The sequence below is a fragment of the Sinorhizobium fredii USDA 257 genome, from assembly GCF_000265205.3.
In the GTDB taxonomy this organism is placed as follows: domain Bacteria; phylum Pseudomonadota; class Alphaproteobacteria; order Rhizobiales; family Rhizobiaceae; genus Sinorhizobium; species Sinorhizobium fredii_B.
Map to the genome: position 1 here is coordinate 1,117,316 of NC_018000.1, position 20,345 is coordinate 1,137,660.

A 20,345-nucleotide genomic window follows, 5' to 3' on the forward strand; every position below is an offset into this window, starting at 1 on the left:
GAACGGCGCCGTCAGCCCACCTTGGCATAGCGCTTGGCCATTTCCGGCAGCCTCAGCACCCGGATCTTCGATGCCTGGCCGGCCGCATGGAAAGCCTCGAAGCGCTCCTTGCAGACCTCGGTCATACGGGCGATGGCCGGCTTCAGGTAGTTGCGCGGATCGAAATTGTCCGGATGTTCGATGTGGTGCTTGCGGATCTCGCCAGTAAAGGCGAGCCGTAGGTCCGTATCTATATTGACCTTGCGAACGCCGAGCGGGATGGCCTTCTGGATTTCCGAGACCGGCACGCCCCAGGTCTTCTTCATTTTGCCGCCATAGGCGTTGAAGAGTTCCTGGAGGTGCGCCGGCACGGACGACGATCCGTGCATGACGAGGTGCGTATTGGGCAGCCGCTTGTTGATCTTGGCGATCGTCTCGATCGACAGGATCTCGCCGTCCGGCTCGCGCGTGAACTTGTAGGCGCCGTGGCTCGTGCCGATCGCCACAGCCAGCGCATCGACGCCGGTCCTGGAGACGAAGTCGAGGGCCTGGTCGGGGTCGGTCAGCAATTCCTCTCGCGACAGCTTGCCCTCGAAGCCGTGACCGTCTTCCTTGTCGCCGGCGCCGGTTTCCAAGTTGCCGAGGCAACCAAGCTCGCCTTCGACCGAAACGCCGGCGGCGTGGGCGATCTTCACGACTTCAGCGGTGACCGCCACATTGTACTCGTAGCTCGCGACGGTCTTGCCGTCCTTTTCCAGCGAACCGTCCATCATCACCGAGGTGAATCCGTTGGTGATCGCCGAAATGCAGGTCGACGGCTGGTCGCCATGGTCGAGATGCAGACAGACCGGGATGTGGGGAAATTCTTCCGCCGCGCCGAGGATCAGGTGGCGCAGGAAGGCGTCGCCCGCATAGGCGCGCGCGCCGCGGCTTGCCTGCAGGATCACCGGCGAGTCGGTCGCGTCGGCGGCGCGCATGACCGCCTGGATGTATTCGAGATTGTTCACATTGAAGGCCGGCAGCGCATAGTCGTTCTCCGCCGCATGGTCGAGCAGTTGCCGCAATGTGATCAATGCCATTCGAATTCTCCCTGATGCTGGTGCGCCTCACTCCAGGCGCCACGAATTGAAGCGGACAAATTCGCCGCCGAAGCAACGGGCCGTCCGCCGGCGATGCGGAGGGCACATGAGCGCGCTCCGATACCTCCGGAACCGGCACCCCGGACCCAAGTCAAACGCACAATAATTGATGCAGACCTTTTGGCAACCTGGCCAAAGCGCGGCGCGGGCACTTGATTGACGTGCGTCAGGGGATTTTGCTGTGGATGAAAAAGTGCCCTGCCAAAAATCACTACATTCGCTTTCTGGTTGGTGGTCGCCGCCCTTGCGCGAGGCAGGAATGACGCGGGCCTTTGGTGTCTGTCGGGTGCTTGGCGTCTCGGGATGATTTTCCCGGTTCGCGCGCTCCTCGATAGCGAGCATATCAGCTGCTCGCAAAAACATTGCGAAAGAGGCGGAAAATTTTTCTGCATATTACGTAAAGTGCCGCTTCAACTCATGAAGTTTGCAAGACAGTCTTCTAGCGCCGATGGCGGCGATGTCGGGTCGGCCTTTTCGATGTCATCTAAAACGTTGCAGTTGGTTGTTCTCGGCGCATAATTCGATTTGGCTTACCGGATCGGGAGGCGAAGGAATTCGTGCCAGAGGCATTACAACTTACGCGATAAATGAGAATTTCATTTTATAAAGAAGGGTGCAATTTTCCGTGAGAGTCGCCTTGCCTTCGGGGAAAATTTGCACTTCTCTCGTGCGATTGGCACATCCAAAACGAGGGGAAGGAGAAGAAAAATGGCTTCACTGAAACTCAACCTCAGCGCCGCCGCGCTCATCGGCTCGCTACTTATCGGCGCAAGCCCGGCGCTCGCCGAAGCGGTGCTGCACCGCGGCAATGCCGGCGAGCCACAGACGCTCGACCAGGCGCACACTTCCATCAACATCGAGGAATTTATCCTCAAGGACCTCTATGAAGGCCTGACCATCTACGACGCCGCCGGCAAGATCATTCCGGGTGCCGCAGAAAGCTGGGAGCTTTCGGATGACGGGGTCGTCTATACGTTCAAGCTGCGCGCCGATGCCAAGTGGTCCGACGGCTCGGCGGTCACGGCCGAAGACTTCGCCTTCTCGTTCCGCCGCGTCGAGGATCCGAAGACGGCTGCCGAATACGCCAACATCCTCTTCCCGATCAAGAACGCCGAAAAGGTCAACAAGGGCGAGGTGCCGGTCGACCGGCTCGGCGTCAAGGCCGTCGACGAAAAGACGCTCGAAGTGACGCTGGAGCGGCCGACGCCGTTCTTCCTGGAACTTCTGGCGCACCAGACCGCTCTTCCGGTCAGCAAGGCGAGCGTCGAGAAGAACGGCGCCGATTTCGTCAAGCCGGGCGTGATGGTGTCGAACGGCGCCTTTCGCCTGACCGCGCACGTTCCGAACGACAGCCTGACGGTCGAGAAGAACTCGAACTATTGGGATGCCGCCAGCGTCAAGCTCGACAAGGTGATCTTCTACCCGATCGACGACCAGGCTGCCTCGGTGCGCCGCTTCGAAGCGAAGGAGATGGACCTCGTTTATAACTTCTCGGCGGACCAGATCGAGCGGCTGCGCACGTCCTATGGCGACCAGGTCCATGTCTCGCCGACGCTTGCGACCTACTACTACGCCTTCGACACGCGGCAGGAGCCCTATAGCGACGTCCGCGTTCGCCGGGCGCTCTCGATGGCGGTTGACCGCGACTTCCTCGCCAAGGAGATCTACAGCGGTTCGCAACTTCCGTCCTACTCGATGGTGCCGCCGGGCATCGAAGGCTACGGCGACCCCGCCAAGGCAGACTTCGCGGATATGTCGCAGCTTGACCGTGAAGACAAGGCGGTCGAACTGATGAAGGAGGCCGGTTATGGTGAAGGCGGCAAGCCGCTGAACATCGAAATCCGCTACAACACCAACCCGAACCATGAGCGTGTCGCCACGGCTGTTGCCGACATGTGGAAGAACACCTTCGGCGCCAAGGTCTCGCTCGTGAACCTCGACGTGTCTTCGCATTACGCCTACCTGCAGGAAGGCGGCAAGTTCAACGTCGCCCGGGCCGGCTGGGTCGCCGACTATGCCGACGCCGAGAACTTCCTGGCGTTGAGCGTCAGCAGCAACAAGACCTTCAACTATGGCCACTTCGAAAACGCCGAATTCGATGCATTGATGAAGAAGTCCTATGAAGAACAGGATCCGACGGCGCGCTCGAAGATCCTCCATGAGGCCGAGACCCTGCTGATGAAGGAGCAGCCAATTGCGCCGTTCCTGACCCAGGCGGACCTGTGGCTCGTCTCGAGCCGTGTCAAGGGCTGGCAGGACAATGCGCCGAACGCGCACTTGAGCAAGTTCCTGAGCATCGCCGAATAACGAACTGAGGCGACGCGCGGGCTGCTCCCGCGCGTCGCTTCCGGAGCAAGTCCATGATTTCCTTCGTCCTTCGCCGACTGGCGAGCGCGGTGCCGACGCTGTTCATCGTCGTAACCATCTCTTTCTTTCTGATGCGGTTTGCCCCTGGTGGGCCCTTCAATCTTGAGCGTCCTCTCCCTCCGCAGACGATGGAGAACCTGATGAGGACCTATCACCTCGATCAGCCGCTCTGGCGCCAATACGTTACGTATCTCAGCAATGCGGTGACGGGCGACTTCGGTCCGAGCTACATCTACCATGATAACAACGTCGCGCAGCTGATCGGCAAGGGCCTGCCCTATTCGATGGAGCTCGGCTTCTACGCCCTGCTGCTTGCGGTGATCGGCGGCGTCATCGCCGGCACGATCGCGGCGCTCCGGCAGAACAGCTTGCTCGACTTCGCCGTCATGTCTGTCTCGACGATCGGTGTAACCGTCCCGAACTTCGTCGTCGGCCCGGTACTGACCCTTATCTTCGCGATCATGCTCGCCTGGCTTCCGGCCGGCGGCTGGGGCGACGGATCGTTCCGCTTCCTGATCCTGCCGATGATCGCACTCGCGCTGCCGCAGCTTGCCGTCTTCGCCAGGCTGACGCGCGGCTCGATGATCGAGGCGCTGAACACCGACCACATCCGCACGGCAAAGGCCTATGGATTGCCGTCCCGCGCCGTCGTCGTCACCCATGCGATGCGCGGCGCCATGCTGCCGGTCGTTTCCTATCTGGCGCCTTGCGCGGCGGCTCTGCTCACCGGTTCGGCGGTCGTCGAGACGATTTTCACCATTCCAGGCGTCGGGCGCTATTTCGTTCTCGGGGCGATCAACCGCGACTACACGCTCGTCATGGGTACGGTGATCCTCATCGCCATCTTCGTCATCGTCTTCAATCTTCTGGTCGATATTCTCTACGGCCTGCTCGATCCGAGGGTTCGCCATGACTGATATCGTCCAGGTACCGGTGGCCTCGCCGGAAATGAAGGGCCGAAGCCTCTTCCAACTCGCGGCGCTACGCTTCCGCCGCAACCGTGCCGCCATGGCGGGCTGCATCATGCTGGCGCTGATCGCGCTCTTCTCCTTTGTCGGACCCTCCTTCTCTCCGCACACCTACGACGAGGTCTTCCCGTCCTATGTGTCGATCGGCCCGAGCCTCGAGCCGCGGCCCGACACCTCGACGCTTCAGGAGGTGATGGAGGGCGTCGCGACCCGTGCCCGCGTAACGCTGAAGGAATTTGCCGTCGAGGGTGAAACCTTCACCGCTACGGTGACCTCCGAGCAGCCGATCGATCCGCGCACCACGCGCTATTTCGACAGGGCGAACGAATTTGAAAACACCCAGGTCGTGGCGACCGAGGATGACGGCCGTACGCTGAGGGTCGAGGGCCAGGTGGATCGTGAGTATTTCCCCTTCGGCACCGATTCCAACGGTCGCGACCTGCTGGTCCGCGTCATGCTCGGCGGGCAGATCTCGATCGCCGTCGGCCTGCTCGCCAGCCTCGTGTCGCTCGGCCTCGGGGTCGTCTACGGGGCAACGTCCGGCTATATCGGCGGGCGCGTCGACAACGCCATGATGCGCTTCGTCGAGATCCTCTATTCGCTGCCCTTCGTCTTCCTCGTCGTTGTGCTGGTCGTCTTCTTCGGGCGGAGCTTCATCCTGATCTTCCTGGTGATCGGCGCGGTCGAGTGGCTGGACATGGCCCGCATCGTCCGGGGCCAGACGCTCGCTCTTAAACGTCGCGAATTCGTGGGTGCGGCGCAGGCCCTTGGCCTCACGGACTGGCAGATCATCCGCCGGCACATCATTCCGAACACCATCGGCCCGGTGATCGTCTTCGTGACCGTCGTGGTGCCGAAGGTGATCCTGCTCGAAAGCTTCCTGTCTTTCCTCGGCCTTGGCGTGCAGGCACCTCTGACGAGTTGGGGGGCGCTCATCTCGGAGGGCGCAAACAATATCCAGTCGGCGCCGTGGTTGCTCATCTTCCCGGCCATCTTCTTCGTCGTCACGCTGTTTTCGCTGAACTTTGTCGGTGACGGCCTGCGCGATGCGCTCGATCCCAAGGACCGCTGACATGGCAGACATCAAGGATTCCATTCTCACCGTCCGCGGCCTCAAGGTGGACTTTTCGACGCCCGACGGCACGGTCGAGGCCGTCAAGGGCATCAATCTCGATGTGCATGCCGGCGAAACGCTTGCGGTAGTCGGCGAATCCGGCTCGGGCAAGAGCCAGACGATGATGGGGATCATGGGACTGCTCGCGAAGAACGGCACGGTTGCCGGCGGGGCGCTGTACCGCGGCCAGGAACTCATTGGCCTTCCACCGAAGGCGCTCAACGATGTGCGCGGGTCGAAGATCACGATGATCTTCCAGGAGCCGATGACTTCGCTCGATCCGCTGTACACGATTGGCCGGCAGATCGCCGAACCGATCGTCCATCACCGCGGCGGCACGTTCAAGCAGGCGCGCAAGCGCGTGTTCGAACTCCTGGAATTGGTCGGCATTCCCGAACCGGCGCGCCGCATCGACAGCTATCCGCATGAGCTCTCGGGCGGCCAGCGCCAGCGAGTGATGATCGCCATGGCGCTTGCCAACGAGCCGGACATCCTGATCGCCGACGAGCCGACGACGGCGCTCGACGTGACCATCCAGGCGCAAATCCTCGATCTGCTCAAATCGCTGCAGCAGCGGTTCGGCATGGCGATCGTGCTGATCACGCACGATCTCGGTATCGTCAAGCACTTCGCCGACCGCGTCGCCGTGATGCGCCGAGGCGAGGTCGTGGAGCAGGGGAGAACGACGGAGATTTTCGAGCACCCTAAGGCCGACTACACGAAGATGCTGCTCGCCGCCGAGCCGAGCGGCCGCAAGGCTTCGCCGCCGGGCCATGCGCCGATCATTCTCGAGGGCCGCGACGTGGCGGTCGAGTACGCCATCGGCAGGGGCCTCTTCGGCGGCTCGTCCTCCGTCTTCCGGGCGGTTGACGGCGTCAACCTGCGCCTGCGGCAGGGCCAGACCATCGGCATCGTCGGCGAGTCCGGTTCGGGGAAATCGACGCTCGGGCGGGCACTGTTGAGATTGCTGCCGAGCAACGGCTACTACCGTTTCGGTACGATCGACATTTCCGGCTTCGACCGCGGCACCATGCGGCCCTTGCGCCGCGAGCTCCAGCTCGTCTTTCAGGATCCCTACGGCTCGCTTTCGCCGCGCCTGACGGTGGGCGAGATCATCACCGAGGGCCTCTATGTCCACGAGCCGGGGCTGAGCCGTGCGGAGCGCGACCGGCGCGCCATTGCGGCCCTGAAGGAAGTCGGCCTCGATCCAGCCTCACGCAACCGCTATCCGCACGAATTCTCGGGCGGCCAACGCCAGCGCATCGCAATTGCCCGGGCGATGATCCTGAAGCCGAAGGTGGTGATTCTCGACGAGCCCACCTCCGCTCTCGACCGGTCGGTACAGGGCCAGGTGATCGAACTGCTCCGCGACCTGCAGGAGAAGCACGGCCTTTCCTACATCTTCATCAGCCACGATCTTTCTGTGGTGAAGGCGATGTCGGACTATGTGATCGTCATGAAGAACGGCCGCATCGTCGAAGAGGGGGAGACGGACGCGATTTTCGAAGCGCCGAGGGAGCCTTACACGAAGACGCTGATCGGCGCCGCCTTCAATGTCTGACGATTCTACCGTCGGCGTTGTCCCCTAACTAACTTAAGGAAACATGCAGTAGCGGAGGGCCGCCCGCCGCTGTTGTCTGGCGCCTATACGGCTCTTAGCCGCAGATCGCCAATTTCGGAGTGCGCCTTGAACCAGGCATAGGTAAGTTCCAGGCCTGCGCGAAGCGTATGCTTGGGTCGCCATCCGGTTGCGAACAGCTTGCCGACGTCCATCAGCTTGCGCGGTGTCCCATCCGGCTTGGAGGGGTCCGCTTGAATCTCGCCCGTAAAGCCAACCACGTCGGCGATAAGCATTGCGAGGTCCAGGATGGAGACATCCTCGCCAGAGCCGACGTTGAGGTGGCTATCCGCCGAATATGTTTTGAGCATATGGACAATGGCGTCGGCGGCATCGTCCACATGGAGGAATTCGCGTCTCGGTCTGCCGGACCCCCAGATCGTCAGGCTGGGTTCTCCTGCGATCTTCGCGTCGTGGGTCCGGCGCATGAGTGCCGGGACCACGTGGCTTTTTTCCAGGTCGAAGTTGTCTCCCGGACCGTATAGATTGCACGGCATTGCCGAGACATAATCGGCACCATACTGGCGCCGGTAGGCTTGGCACAGCTTCAGACCAGCGATCTTGGCGATGGCGTACCACTCGTTGGTCGGTTCCAAGGGGCTTGTGAGAAGAGCGTCTTCCACGATCGGCTGTGGGGCCAGCTTCGGATAGATGCACGATGAGCCCAGGAACAGGAGTCTCTCGGCGCCACATCGGAAGGCGCCGTGGATGACATTCGTTTCGATCAGCAAGTTGTCCAGCAGGAAATCGGCCGGATTCCGATCATTGGCCAGAATCCCGCCGACCTTTGCGGCGGCGAGAACCACGGCGTCCGGCCTGGTTTCCTGCATCCAGCGATGCACGGCGTCCTGACTTCTAAGGTCGAGCACGTCGCGCCCGGCCGTTACCACCTCGCAGTTTTCCTGCTCCAATCGCCGCACCAGGGCCGAGCCGACCATGCCGCGGTGGCCGGCAACGAATACCCGTTTTGCTCCGAGCCGATAAACGTAGTCCATCGCTGATGGCCCTCTAGACGCTGGAGTCGATGTGCCAGCGCTCTCGCTCCAGACGTCTTAGATCGGCGATTACCATTTCCGCGACCAGATCGCTGAACGTTGTTCTGTGCGTCCAGCCGAGCTTTGAGCGGGCCTTCGCCGGATTTCCCATCAGCAGATCGACCTCCGTAGGACGAAAATGGCGTGGGTCGATTCTGACGAGAATCTCTCCTGTTTTGCGGTCCCGGCCGACCTCGTCCACCCCCTTGCCCTCCCATTCGATGACGCGACCGACTGCCCGAAAGGCTAGTGCCACGAACTCGCGCACCGAATGGGTTTCGCCCGTGGCGAGGACGAAATCATCAGGCTCAGCGTGCTGAAGAATCCGCCACATCCCATCTACATAGTCTCGAGCATGCCCCCAGTCGCGTTTGGCGTCCAAATTGCCAAGATAGAGCGTGCTTTGAAAACCGCGTTCGATACCCGCAACCGCACGTGTGATCTTGCGGGTCACAAATGTCTCGCCGCGCGTAGGGCCTTCATGATTAAACAGGATGCCATTGGAAGCGAAGATTCCGTACGCTTCCCTGTAGTTGATCGTAATCCAATAGGCATAGAGTTTGGCCGCCGCATAGGGAGAGCGCGGATAGAACGGCGTCTTCTCCGTCTGGGGCACCTCCTGGACCTTGCCGAACAGCTCGGAAGTCGACGCTTGATAAAAGCGCACCTGTTCTTCCATCTTCAGGATGCGTATGGCTTCAAGCAGTCTGAGTGTGCCGAGGGCATCGGCGTTGCCGGTATACTCCGGCGTCTCGAAACTCACCTGGACATGGCTCTGGGCCGCAAGATTGTAGATTTCTGTAGGCCGCGTCTCCTGAATGATTCGAATGAGATTGGTCGCGTCCGTCAGGTCGGCGTAGTGGAGAAAGAAGCGCGCACCCGGTTCGTGCGGATCGACGTAAATGTCGTCGATCCGTTCGGTATTGAAGGAGGAGGATCTGCGTTTCAGACCGTGGACAGTATAGCCTTTCTCCAACAGTAATCTGGCAAGATAGGCACCGTCCTGACCGGTTACACCAGTTATGAGCGCAATGCGATCTGTCATCGGATCCCAATCCAATCGTTGAGGGATGCGGTGGCGCCGTCACGACGGTCCAACCCGCACTCCTCAGATCAAAGGCGAAAGCGCCTTTTTCGACCAGAGCGTCATTGTGGCAGACACTCCAGCAAAAGGAGGTAACCCTCACCCCTCGATGCTCGTAACAGGTGCTGCGCGAGCGTCGTCTTTCCGCTTGGCTAGCTTCTTCGGCGATGCCCCTACCACATAGGAAGTAGCCGCGCCCGCTGCGAGCCCGTCAGCTCACGAGCCCACGCCACCTCGTGCGTGGGCGTCGTGCCGGCCAAGCGTAGCTGAGGAAATGGCAGTTCTTAATTCGTAAGCGCTATTTTCCCCGCGCGTTGACGCCTGCGCTTTCGACGGAGGGCCTTTCGAATTGGGAACGACATCTGGCCTGATCAGGCTGATGTGGGTTGGGGGTTGAAGGGCAGCAGGTCGTCGATATCAGTATCGACAGCGCGTTGAGGCAGTTCGGTGAGGACGTGGCGCAACCATGCGAGCGGCTCGACGCCACAGGCACGGCAGGTCAACATCAGGCTGTAGATGACGGCGCTGGCCCTGGCTCCGTCGACGGTGTCGCTGAACAGCCAGATCTTTCTGCCGGTGGCAAAGATTCTGATGTCACGTTCCAGGAGATTGTTGTCGATCGGCATTCTGCCGTCCTCGGTGTAACGAGTCAGATATCCCCATTGGTTCAGGGTGTAGGAGACGGCGTCGCCGAGCTTGCTGTCCGGCAAGACTTTCGGGGCGATGTCGTCGAGCCATGCCTTGAGAGCATGGAGAATGGGGACACTATGTTGCTGGCGGAAGCGGCGAATGCAGTGATCTCGCGTTTCGCCGTCATCGGGGATTTCGTTCCGCGCCTGTCTTTCAACCCGATAGAGCTGTTCGAAGAACCGGAGCGCCCGCTCCGGCGGCCCGCCACCTTTCTTTCTCGTCTTCAGGGCCTCGACAAAGCGCCGCCTCGAATGGGCCATGCATCCAAGATGCGTTGCCCCTTCCAGCGTGCGCCAAGCGGAATAGCCATCACTCATCACTATGCCGCGGTAATCGCCAAGGAAGGTCTGCGGGTGTATCTGGCCGCGACCCGGTTGATAATCGAGCAGCACGATCGGTTCGTCGCTGTCCTCGCCGCTTCGATAAGCCCACATGTACGATGTGCTGGTGGCTTCCCTGTCCTTTTCCTTCAGCACCTGAACCGTCGTCTCGTCGCCATGGATGAGGGTTTGCGATCTGAGCCGCAGTTTCAGCGCGTCATAGATGCGATGCAGATGTTTTTCGCTCGAACCGATCACCCAATGACCCAGAGCGCCTCGGCTGACAGGAACCCCGGCGCGCTCAAAGGCCTGCGCCAGACGGTAGAGCGGTGTGCCGTCGACGTATTTGTGAACGAGCGCGAAGGCCAGTGTCGAGGCCGTGGCGATGCTGCCCGGCAAGGGCTGTGCGGGCATCGGCGCGATGACAATCGGCGTGTTGATGCCGGTCCGGTCACAGTGACGGCATGCATACTTGAACCGCACATTCTGCAAAACCTTCGCCTTCACCTCGATATGAAGTTGCTCGGTAACGGCCTCGCCCATGCGATGCATCCGGCCACTACAGCAAGGACAGGCCTTCTGATCGTCGGGAAGGTCATACTCGACGCGCTCGCGCGGCAGGTTTTCCGGCAGCGGCCTGCGTCCGCGTTTCTTTCCCGTCGCGCTTTCGACTGGTGGCAACCCTGTGTCCGGCAGGTCGACGACATCGCTATCATCCTCATCAGCAACCTGTTCGGCTTCATTGAAGATGCGATCAACGTGCTTTTCGCTGCGCGGCGCAAAACGATGCAGCCGCGCAAGCGCCAGCTCTTCCTCAAGTTTGACGACTCGCTCTGTGAGCTGACGGTTCTCCGCCTGCAGCGCAGCAATACGCGCCATCAACTCTTCAACAGTCGGTTCGCCGGGTCGATTCATCAGATTCTTGAATCGAAAGCATGCCGCCGCGTCAACCGCTCAATTCGAGAGCCCTCAACCAGCAACCTGATATTGCCGCACCGGATGGCGGACCATCGCATCGATATCGATGCCGTCGAGGATCCAGTGCAATTGCTCGGTCGTAAGCGTGACCACCGCTGCCTCGCGGCGCGGCCACCGGAACTTGTCCTCGGTCAGCCGCTTCAGGACCAGCACAAAGCCCGACCGATCGAAGAACAGGAGCTTCATCCGGTCGCGACGGCGATTGCAGAACGCAAAAACCGCCGGAGCAAACGGATCGAGCGCCATCGTCTCTTGGACCAGAACCGCAAGGCTGTTGATGCCGGCCCGAAAGTCGATCGGCTCGCGGTGCAGGTAGACTTTCAGGTCAGCGCCCAGTCTGAACATGACCCAGTGCTCCGATGATCGCCGTCAATGCATCCACATCACCGCATTCCAGCGTCAACTTCACGCCGTTCGGCAGTGACGCGCTCACCTTGCCTGGAGAGGAAAAAGGCGCAGCCCTTTTCGATGCCGACCCACGCACTCCATCGCAAGTCCCCGGCAAATCCACCGCAGCCATGCTGCTCTGTCGCAGCAAGGCCCGATCGGAAGTGCTTTCAATCTGAACCGGGATAAACGCCGGTGATGAGGACGGCGGGGGAGGATGGGTCTCCTTGCGCTTCTTTATCCACTTCCACAGAAGGTTCGCGTTGACCCCATGTTCGAGCGCAAGTCTCGATACCGACGCGCCTGGCTCAAGGCAGGCCGAGACAAGACGGTCTTTCGATACCGGGTCGTATCGGCGTCGCCCGTTCCGACCAACAAGCCTTACCTGCAGTTTCTGATCATCTTCTTCCATCACAAGGTGTCCACCTCTTTCAGGTGGACACCTCATGCCTCAGCACACTCAACCGCAAAAGGTGCTGGGAAATTCGCGCTTACCTTAATTCAGCGTCCTAAAAGTCGGCAGGTGGCCAGCGGCGGCCCCCTCTTCTTAATAGCGAGGACACTTGTTCCAAGGGCGTAACTCCGGGTGCATGCAAGTGCTTTCGACGCTCCTGATTGCACACCAATTATGACATTGATCTCGTCTCACAACCGGAGCAAACCTGATGGTACAACAAGCCTGGGTTACAGCTATGGCCATCGACCTCAACCGACATGTTCCGCCCCGTAGCGCCGGCGATGGAGCGATTGGCGCGAAAGAGAAGCTGCAGCGTGAGCACACCGCAACTCCAAGCGCAGAGCTATTGGTGCCGTGGCAAGCGATTGTTCCGATCTTGCTCATGATCACGACCGCTCTTGCTTCTGTCAGTTTCGTGACTTTGGCGACGAGGTATCAGTTCGGTTATAACCCGCCGAACTGGCTTGTTCGACGGGTTAACGTGGACGAGGAAGCAAATATTCCAACATGGTTCGCGACGTGCCTGCTGTTTTCGGCGGCTGGCCTTTTATTTTTGATTGCCCGGGCAAAGCAGCTTCTGCGAGACCGGTTCAGCGTCTATTGGTTCGGACTGAGCCTGATGTTTCTTTACCTGTCAGTCGATGAGGCCGCCAGTCTCCATGAGATGGCGATGGCCCCAACACGGGCTTTGCTAGCGCTAAGCGGGCCGCTTTATGCCGGCTGGGTCATACCCGCAGGGGTGGCCTTGGTGATACTGGTGCTACTTTATTCGCGCTTCCTGCTGGCTCTGCCGCGGCGAACCTTGTGTTGGTTCGTGTTCGGGGGCGCCCTTTATACAGGCGGGGCGGTGGGAATGGAGCTTGTGGCGTGGGGGCATATCTATCCCGCCTACATCGCACATCCCGAAAACTGGTCGGGAGTCGTCGATATGCCTTTCCTGGTGATGACGCACTCGGAAGAAATAATGGAGATGGCGGGTGTTATCGCATTCATACAGGGACTTCTAGGTCATCTGCGCGAATGTTTGCACCAACTCGTCGAACGGTGATCAGACCCGACTCGCGGCCCTGGCTGGCTGTGCGCCAATGTCTACAGGAGCAGTCTTTTGGCAACTTCGCGTAAATCCTCGAAGGCTATTACGAGGTATGAGCCCAGAAAGCTGCACAGATAGAAGCTTGGTGCGGCGCCGCGCTCCCACCGGAGAATTAGAGCGCCGAGTTCAAGGCTGGGACGCGCTTGCGACAGCCATGCCAGGCTGGCGGCCAAGGCGAGGCTACCCAGAGCATTGGTCGGGTAATGCAGCCCCAAGTAGACTCGCGCAAGCTCTGCCGCCAAAGTATAGGCGACAGCGATGAGTCCGAGTTCGAAGCGAACAAGAAGAATGGCGATCGCTAGACCCACGAACAGAACCGCTCTCTCGCTAGGGAACCCGGGACTGCCGAAGAAAGGTGAGGAGCGCAGAACGGCAGCGTCGCCCAGAACATCTGGGATATGAAGCCCGAGTGCGGAGTCAAAAATCGGCTTTGGCGGCGTCGGCAGACTGCCTTGCAGGAAATGTGCGACGAACGCCGCGAGTACGGCGGCGCACACACCGCTCACTAGCCTTGCCCTCGATTCCGGCCCGACAAGGGAAAACCAGCAATACCAAAGCAGGGACAGGACTATAGCGCCTTCGGCTGTCGAATTGATTGCACCGGAAGCGAGCCGCGTGGCAAAGGGCTGATTGCTCGCTACGATGTTAATGGCCTTTGCGAGAGGCCTGTCGATCAAATCCGGGTTAAGCGCCAGGAAAATCGTACCGACAAAAATGAGGCAAAACGCGGTGGCATACGTCAGACAATGCGAGTCGGGTAACGTTCGCGCCATCGGTTCGGCCATCTCGAACTCCTGAGGTCAGTCAGCGGATCCTCTGATGTCCGGCTAATTTAAGCGGTCGCAGAAACCTTGCGCTGCGGGGAGGCTGCAGAGCGGCCGAAGAAGGCAAGATCCTGCTCCTGGCGCAGCGCGTCGCAGAGCCGCCCGTCTGGAAGCTCGACGTCGTCATAGCCGAGCACCTCGTCGCGCCTAACGTCGCGCAGCAGCCGGCAGCCCTCGGCGAGCCCGATCGGCAGAAGGCGTTCGGTGTGCACCGTCTGCGCGTTCTCACAGAGCCCGTAGGTCATGTAATGTCCAATGCCATCGATGATTTCTCCGGCACGAAGATCCCGCTTGGCGGCGGTCACCACGTCGACTGTCGGCGCGCCAAGCGGCGCAATCGCAGCATCATGGAAGATTGCGGCCCGCGCCACCGTGAACGGCACCTCGAAATGACACAGATGATAAGGCCAATAGAAACAATAGAGCGGCCCGGCGCCCATTTTGTAGAGTGAGAGATAGTGCTTCTCGACGGCATCTTCTGTGGTCCCGAGAACGAAGATACCGGGATTCGGCATGGCCCCGACGCAGTAATCAACTATCCCCGGGCCCTCGATGAGCTGATCGAGCTGATACCAGCCGACCGCCTCCTGGATCGGCGTACCGGCCTCGACGACAGGTCCGTACATGCCGCGCTTCGCCACCCGCATGCCTGTGGCGTTGGCTACAATGGCGTTCTCGAACGAGATCTTCGTGCCGTCCGCGAAGGAGGTGACCATTGGGGCCTTCATCCCCCACTTCTTGGCAAATCCCTCCTGGGTCGTCGGATTGCGGTAGGGGTCGTGCAGACCCTTGATGTTTCCGCAAAGCACAGGGCGTATGCCGAGGCCCTTGACCCAACGGTAGAGGTTCATGATGACGCCCGGCTGATCTCCCTCCACGTTGGTAAGAACCACTCCTGCTTCGTCGGCATACACTTTCAGGATCGGGCCGATCGTGCCGTCGAGTTCGGCGTTCATAAGGACGACATGCTTGCCGTACCGGATCGCACGCATTGTGACGTGAGCAGCGAACTCGATCGCGCCTGTCGCTTCGACGACGACGTCGATACCTCCGGCCTCGCAAATGTGCATCGGATCCGCTGTGATCGCGCGCCGGCCGCGAGCTACGATTTCCTCGAGCGCCATAGTGCTGGTCGCCTCCGTCACATCGTCTTCGCCTGCCGCGGCGTAGGCCTCGCGCGCCTTTTCCACGTGTCTGTTGGAAATGGCCACGAGCTCCATTCCCGGAACAAATCGTAGCATCTGCAGCGCGATGCCGCGGGCCATGAAACCGGCCCCCACCATACCCACGCGAATTGGACGCCCCTCAGCCTGGCGCCTCTCCAACTCCCTGTCGACGATGAACATTTGCGCCTCCTCTTACCGCTGCCCGCAAGGGCCGGGCGGTGCAGGGTTATCCGGCATAATCCGGCCAGTTTCGGTCCTTTTCTGAAACCACCGCCGGTGCATCTACCGGCCACTTCACTGCGAATGCCGGATCGTTCCAGCGAACACCGCGCTCGGCTGCCGGTGTGTAGAATTCGGAGACGAGGTACGTGGCCTCGGTGTGGTCCTCCAAGGTGAGAAAGGCGTTCGCGCAGCCCTTCGGGATCACCAGCATCCGTTGGTTCGCGGCCGAAAGCTGAACCGTGAAGTGTTGCTTATAGGTGGGGGATTCGGGCCGCAAATCGATCAGCACGTCGTACAAGCTGCCCCGGATACAGCGAAGCATCTTGTCCTCGCCATGGGGAGCCAGCTGATAGTGGAAGCCGCGAAGTGTGTGCTTCCATCGGTTGTATGAGATGTTCATTTGCACGACGTTGCCTGGAAGTCCGTGCTCGGCAAACTCTCGCGCGCACCAGCCACGCGCGAAAAAGCCCCGCTCATCCTCGAATTTCTGTAGTTCCACCAGGGTCGCGTTGGGAATATCGGTTTTCGTAAAAAGCATTTGTAAATCCATTAGGTAAGTAAAACTGTCAGGTCCCGCCGCAGATGCGGCTCAGACTTGCGCAGGATGCAAGAGGCGTGAACCGTGTACTTCATAGCCGATGGGAACATAGGTCAGGTGTGAGAGTGCCCGCCTTACACTTTCCTGGCGTTCTGGTTTGACCGCGAACATAAGGAAACCTCCGCCGCCGGCGCCGCACAATTTGCCGCCCTCCGCCCCTGCCTGCTTGGCGAGGTCGTAGTTGCGGTTGATCTCATCATTGCTTACGCGCGACGCCAAACTCCGCTTCATCTCCCAACCGCTGTGAAGAGCAGCGCCGAACCGCTCTATGTCGACGACCGGCTCAGAAAAAATCTCCTGAAGCATGAAGGCGTAGTCACGCATTTGTCTGAGCGTATCGAGGTTGCCGGACGTTTTCGCCTTCTGCTCGACCAGCACGGAACTGGCCGGGCGCTGATGCGACGTCCAGAACATCATCAGGTTTGCGAAGAGATGTTCGACGGCGCCGTTGCGCACCCGTTGCGGCTGGACCGTCACCGCGCCACCAGGCTGGAAGCGGAACAGGTTCATGCCTCCGAATGCGGCGGCATACTGGTCCTGCTTGCCGATCGGCTCCTTGAGGATGTCCATCTCGATGTGACATGCCTCTTCGGCCAATTGGCCGGGTGTGACGCGCTCTCCTCGGAACGCGTGCAAGGCGTTGAGCAGACCTACCGTGAACGAGCTCGACCCACCCATCCCGGTCGAAGCCGGCATGTCGCCGACCGTGGAAATGTAAATCGGCGGTTCGATCTCCAGCAAACGCAGGCATTCGCGAGCGATGTTGTTCTTGATCTCCCCTATGGTGTTTACCTGCTCCGTTTGCGAATAGTTCAGGCGGATCGGCTCATTGAAAATTTCGCTGTGACGCTTGACGGTGACATAGATGTACTTGTCCACTGCCGCGCTGAAGACTGCGCCGTAGTCGAGGTTGTAGAAATCCGGCAGGTCAGTGCCGCCTCCGGCAAAACTGACTCGCAACGGAGTGCGCGTCAGGACAAGAGACGGCAGTCGCTGCGCAGCGCGATCGATGATTGTCGGATGGGCAAGTCCTGAGAGGCGGTCGTGTATCGCTGGGGCATCGACTAGCTGTTCCATCTTTCGCTACCTCAAGGTCAACGGGAACGGTTTCATGCAACGCACGGCTGCGGCATACGCCAATGAAGTTGGTCATCGAGCTTCCCCGCTTCGCGCAGGTGATCGAGCCAGCGTAGCCGCGTGAAGCGCTTATCGATAAAGTCTTCATATCGGAGCGCGATTGCGCGGAATGCCTCGTAAAGCTCCTGCGCTCCTTTTCGTGCCGTCCACTGAAACTCGAAGTCCGGGAAAATCCGCGAGAACTTGCTAAAATCCGCCTTGTAGGTCCTTTGATCGGCGCCCGGCTGCGGTACCATGATCAGTTCCGCGCCCGGGACCGTCTCCGCGGCGACTTCCGCGATCTCGCGCACCTGAAGATTGAGGCTTTCAACACCCATGTTGAACGCCTCATTGTGGATGTCCTGGAGGGGCGCCTCCAGCATCAGTTTGAAATAGCGCGCAACATCCTGGACATGAACCACGGGCCGCCATGGCGTGCCATCGCTGTGGACTTCGACACGCCCCCTGGTGAAGGCGCTGCCCATGAAATTGTTCAGCACCGTGTCGAAGCGCATGCGCGGTGACAGGCCGTAGACGGTGCCGTTGCGGCAGTAGACGGGCGAAAACCCGTCGTCGGCCAGGGCACGCAGTCCTTCCTCGGCTACGACCTTCGATCTTGCATACTCCGTCTGCGGCGCCAGCGGGGCAGTCTCGTCAACGACTGCGGCTTCCGACATGCCGTACATGATGCAGGAGGAGGAGAACAGAAACCGCCGGATGCCGGCGGCCTTTGCCATCTCGGCCAGACGAAGCGTCCCTTCCGCATTGATCTGCCGCGTCCAGTCCGCGTTGAGATTCCCGATCGGGTCGTTCGAGAGGGCCGCCAGATGGATGACCGCGTCTAAGCCTTGGAGATCCGAGGGTTCGATTGCGCGCAAATCCTTCGTGATCTCCGCCACGCTGGTATTGTCGACCCCGAGGGTGCACGCACGAAAATATCCCGTGTCCAGCCCTATCACTTCATAGCCTGCCCATTGCAGCAAGGGCACCATGACGGAACCGAGATAGCCATTGTGTCCGGTGATGAGAATGCGTGATGTTTCAGCCATGTTTTCCCACGCCTGTTGTCGAAAGGAGTTGCCGGGTAAGGTCCAGAAGCGAGCACTGCTCGCTTACTTGCGCGTAGAGGCAGTCCGCCGCTTCGGCCGCCTGACGGTCACGATCGTCATCGCCGACAAAGAGCGTGCGCGTGAGATCGAGATCGAAGTCGCGTTGCGCCTCGTGCAACATGCCGGGTTTGGGCTTGCGGCAGTCGCAGCCATCGTCCCAACCGTGCGGGCAGTGATAGATCGCCGTGATCTTGCCGCCAACGGCTGCGGCCTCGGCGCACATGGACTGGTGAACGGCTTCGAGATCAGCGGCGCTCATCGCTCCGCGCGCTATCCCCGCCTGATTGGAGATGACAATTATGCGATAGCCGGCCTCGTTCAGGAGGGCCAACGCCTGCCTGGAGCCCGGGATCCATTCCCACTGGTCCCATGAACACACATACTGAGCCCGTGGGGGCTTCCGGTTCAGAACGCCGTCCCGATCCAGGAGGATGGTTTTCTCGCGCCTCATGAAGCGCTCCGTCGCGGGAAGTCGCTCAATCGAGCCCACGCTGTAGTAACGGTGCTCGCTCATGAAGCCGGCGAGGCGATGCTGAGCGGCTAGCGGCGTGTAGATCGCTTCCTCAAAGAGGGTGTCCTCCTCCGGCAGGAATTCGAGGGCGAGATCGGTCAGTATGGCATAGCTGATCTCGACTCCCTGCAATCCGGGCGTGGTCCGGAGCCGGTCGAAGACTGTCACATTATCATCCGCGTCAACGATCACGCTGCCGCGTGAATAGCCATCCTTGTTGCCGTAAACCGTGATCATTGCGGGCTTGCCTGCCGCGCAGAAGCGTTGCCAAAGCCGCTCCATCCGCATTGGCCAGTAGTTGTCGCAATACATCAGCAGGAAGCATGGATCTATGAGATGACGGGCATTGGATACCCGGCTGCTGGTCAGATCGTCGGGGTTGGTGACTGCATATTCGATGCTCAGGCCGAACCTGCTGCCATCGCCGAAATGGTTCATTACCACGTGCGGCAGGTAGCCCAGCAGCAGCAGGACCTTTTCGAATCCCTCCTGCCGCAGTTGCTCGATCTGGTACTCGAGAAACGGTCGGCCAAGCACCGGCACCATCGGTTTTGGGCGGTCTAGCGTAATGGGATGCATACGCGTGCCACGCCCGCCAGCCAGAATCACCGCCTGGCGCGGCCGGTTGTAGGTACGGCCTTCGATATATGCCTCTTGCCCGCGCGGAGACCTCGATAGGGCAATCGTCATTGACCGGGCTCCGGGCGGTCGTCGACAAGGTATCGCGTGATGGCATGACAGATCGCCGAGTGGACGTCTTCGACGAGTTCGTAGGCGCCCTTTTCAGACCGAACCCAAACCGGCTGATCCACGAGTTCCTTGAGCGTTCCGCCGTCAAAACCGACCATGGCGATGCTGGCCACCGACCTTTCGCGAGCGAGTTCGACTGCACGGACAAGGTTGCGCGAATTGCCGCTGGCTGAAATCACGATGAGCAGGTCGCCGGGCTTGGCGAAGTTCTCCATCTGGCCGGAAAAGATACGCTCATAGCCTTCGTCATTGCCGAGCGCCGTCATCCAGGAGATGTTGTCCGTCAGCCCCATGACCCGGATCGGCTGCCTTCCTGAGCGTTTCGTGGCCTTGCCGAGATCATTAACCCAGTGGGAGGCGGTCGCTGCGCTACCGCCGTTGCCGGCGATGAAGACAGTGCCGCCCGAATCTCGAGTGACGCGCAGCATCTCGATTGCTTCCTGGATGGCATCCGTATCGATCTGCATCAACGCATCGCCCAGCGACGTCAGGTATTCCCGAGTGGATTCCTTAGACGGCAAACAGAAAACATCACCCGCGAGCATTTGCGACATCCCCTTTCTTGTCCCTTGTTCTCAATATTCTTGGGCGCGCGCGGTCGGTTTGGTCTGCCAAAAACAACCGGGGCTCATGGAGAACAAGCGGTTCTACATGCCGCAAGAGTTTCACGCGGGATCAAGCAAGAATAGATGATCATTCGGGTAGGCGCTCGCGCGAGCAGACTAGCGAGGTCCAACCCCGCTAAGCTGTTTGGCGGAGAGTCGATCGGACTCACCCCTCAGCCCAACCCAAAGCGGTATGCCGAGCGGCGGGCCGAGGCT

General features: G+C 60.2%; 18 protein-coding genes. 5 read left to right on the plus strand and 13 right to left on the minus strand.

Going from position 1 to position 20,345, the window contains the following annotated elements; genetic code table 11:
- Positions 1-11 precede the first annotated feature (11 nt).
- Positions 12-1,058 carry a class II fructose-bisphosphate aldolase gene (gene fba / locus USDA257_RS05170; protein WP_014761838.1) on the minus strand — a complete coding sequence of 349 codons (1,047 nt, stop codon included), beginning with the start codon at positions 1,056-1,058 and terminating at the stop codon, positions 12-14.
- A gap of 768 nt (positions 1,059-1,826) precedes the next feature.
- Here fba and USDA257_RS05175 point away from each other — a divergent pair.
- Genes USDA257_RS05175 through USDA257_RS05190 form a run of 4 tightly spaced genes read left to right on the plus strand, consistent with a single transcriptional unit; the run spans position 1,827 to position 7,128 of the window.
- Complete coding sequence (locus USDA257_RS05175) at positions 1,827-3,425, plus strand: peptide ABC transporter substrate-binding protein (RefSeq protein ID WP_014761839.1); 1,599 nt, start codon at positions 1,827-1,829, stop codon at positions 3,423-3,425.
- 53 nt (positions 3,426-3,478) lie between these two features.
- On the plus strand, positions 3,479-4,402 hold the full coding sequence (gene oppB, locus USDA257_RS05180) for an oligopeptide ABC transporter permease OppB (protein ID WP_014761840.1): 924 nt from the start codon (positions 3,479-3,481) through the stop codon (positions 4,400-4,402).
- Positions 4,395-5,525 (plus strand): ABC transporter permease, encoded by a 1,131-nt coding sequence (locus USDA257_RS05185; protein WP_014761841.1) that lies wholly within the window; start codon positions 4,395-4,397, stop codon positions 5,523-5,525. The genes oppB and USDA257_RS05185 overlap by 8 nt, the downstream gene beginning before the upstream one ends.
- Position 5,526: 1 nt before the next feature.
- Positions 5,527-7,128, plus strand: coding sequence for an ABC transporter ATP-binding protein (locus USDA257_RS05190; protein WP_041413922.1), 1,602 nt, complete (start codon positions 5,527-5,529; stop codon positions 7,126-7,128).
- Positions 7,129-7,211: 83 nt separating this feature from the next.
- Here the strand turns inward: USDA257_RS05190 and fcl are convergent, their stop codons facing one another.
- The 5 genes from fcl to tnpA all read right to left on the minus strand — a co-directional run bounded on the left by fcl (position 7,212) and on the right by tnpA (position 12,090).
- Positions 7,212-8,180, minus strand: coding sequence for a GDP-L-fucose synthase (gene fcl, locus USDA257_RS05195; RefSeq protein ID WP_014761843.1), 969 nt, complete (start codon positions 8,178-8,180; stop codon positions 7,212-7,214).
- A 13-nt stretch (positions 8,181-8,193) separates the two neighbouring features.
- Positions 8,194-9,264 (minus strand): GDP-mannose 4,6-dehydratase, encoded by a 1,071-nt coding sequence (gene gmd, locus USDA257_RS05200; RefSeq protein WP_014761844.1) that lies wholly within the window; start codon positions 9,262-9,264, stop codon positions 8,194-8,196.
- Between the two features lie 410 nt (positions 9,265-9,674).
- Positions 9,675-11,228, minus strand: coding sequence for an IS66 family transposase (tnpC, locus tag USDA257_RS05205; protein WP_014761845.1), 1,554 nt, complete (start codon positions 11,226-11,228; stop codon positions 9,675-9,677).
- A 54-nt stretch (positions 11,229-11,282) separates the two neighbouring features.
- On the minus strand, positions 11,283-11,636 hold the full coding sequence (tnpB, locus tag USDA257_RS05210) for an IS66 family insertion sequence element accessory protein TnpB (protein ID WP_014761846.1): 354 nt from the start codon (positions 11,634-11,636) through the stop codon (positions 11,283-11,285).
- Positions 11,617-12,090 (minus strand): IS66-like element accessory protein TnpA, encoded by a 474-nt coding sequence (gene tnpA, locus USDA257_RS33515; protein ID WP_080605522.1) that lies wholly within the window; start codon positions 12,088-12,090, stop codon positions 11,617-11,619. Before tnpA ends, tnpB begins: the two co-directional genes overlap by 20 nt.
- Positions 12,091-12,370: 280 nt before the next feature.
- On the opposite strand from tnpA, the gene USDA257_RS05220 reads away from it, so the two are divergent.
- Complete coding sequence (locus USDA257_RS05220) at positions 12,371-13,183, plus strand: hypothetical protein (protein WP_144051894.1); 813 nt, start codon at positions 12,371-12,373, stop codon at positions 13,181-13,183.
- 41 nt (positions 13,184-13,224) lie between these two features.
- Here USDA257_RS05220 and USDA257_RS05225 read toward each other — a convergent pair whose 3' ends face one another.
- Genes USDA257_RS05225 through USDA257_RS05255 form a run of 7 tightly spaced genes read right to left on the minus strand, consistent with a single transcriptional unit; the run spans position 13,225 to position 19,991 of the window.
- Positions 13,225-14,013, minus strand: a complete 789-nt coding sequence (locus tag USDA257_RS05225; RefSeq protein WP_014761848.1) for a hypothetical protein — start codon at positions 14,011-14,013, stop codon at positions 13,225-13,227.
- Between the two features lie 47 nt (positions 14,014-14,060).
- Positions 14,061-15,398, minus strand: a complete 1,338-nt coding sequence (locus tag USDA257_RS05230; RefSeq protein WP_014761849.1) for an NAD(P)H-dependent oxidoreductase — start codon at positions 15,396-15,398, stop codon at positions 14,061-14,063.
- A gap of 46 nt (positions 15,399-15,444) precedes the next feature.
- The gene (gene rfbC, locus USDA257_RS05235; RefSeq protein ID WP_041413924.1) at positions 15,445-15,978 is read right to left on the minus strand and encodes a dTDP-4-dehydrorhamnose 3,5-epimerase; all 534 of its coding nucleotides are present in this window, start codon (positions 15,976-15,978) and stop codon (positions 15,445-15,447) included.
- Positions 15,979-16,029: 51 nt separating this feature from the next.
- A complete protein-coding gene (locus tag USDA257_RS05240; protein ID WP_014761851.1) occupies positions 16,030-17,115 on the minus strand; it encodes a GHMP family kinase ATP-binding protein in 1,086 nt (361 codons plus the stop codon).
- A 32-nt stretch (positions 17,116-17,147) separates the two neighbouring features.
- Positions 17,148-18,203, minus strand: coding sequence for an NAD-dependent epimerase/dehydratase family protein (locus USDA257_RS05245; protein WP_014761852.1), 1,056 nt, complete (start codon positions 18,201-18,203; stop codon positions 17,148-17,150).
- Complete coding sequence (locus USDA257_RS05250) at positions 18,196-19,464, minus strand: HAD-IIIA family hydrolase (protein ID WP_014761853.1); 1,269 nt, start codon at positions 19,462-19,464, stop codon at positions 18,196-18,198. The genes USDA257_RS05245 and USDA257_RS05250 overlap by 8 nt, the downstream gene beginning before the upstream one ends.
- On the minus strand, positions 19,461-19,991 hold the full coding sequence (locus tag USDA257_RS05255; protein ID WP_048657450.1) for an SIS domain-containing protein: 531 nt from the start codon (positions 19,989-19,991) through the stop codon (positions 19,461-19,463). Before USDA257_RS05255 ends, USDA257_RS05250 begins: the two co-directional genes overlap by 4 nt.
- Positions 19,992-20,345 lie beyond the last annotated feature (354 nt).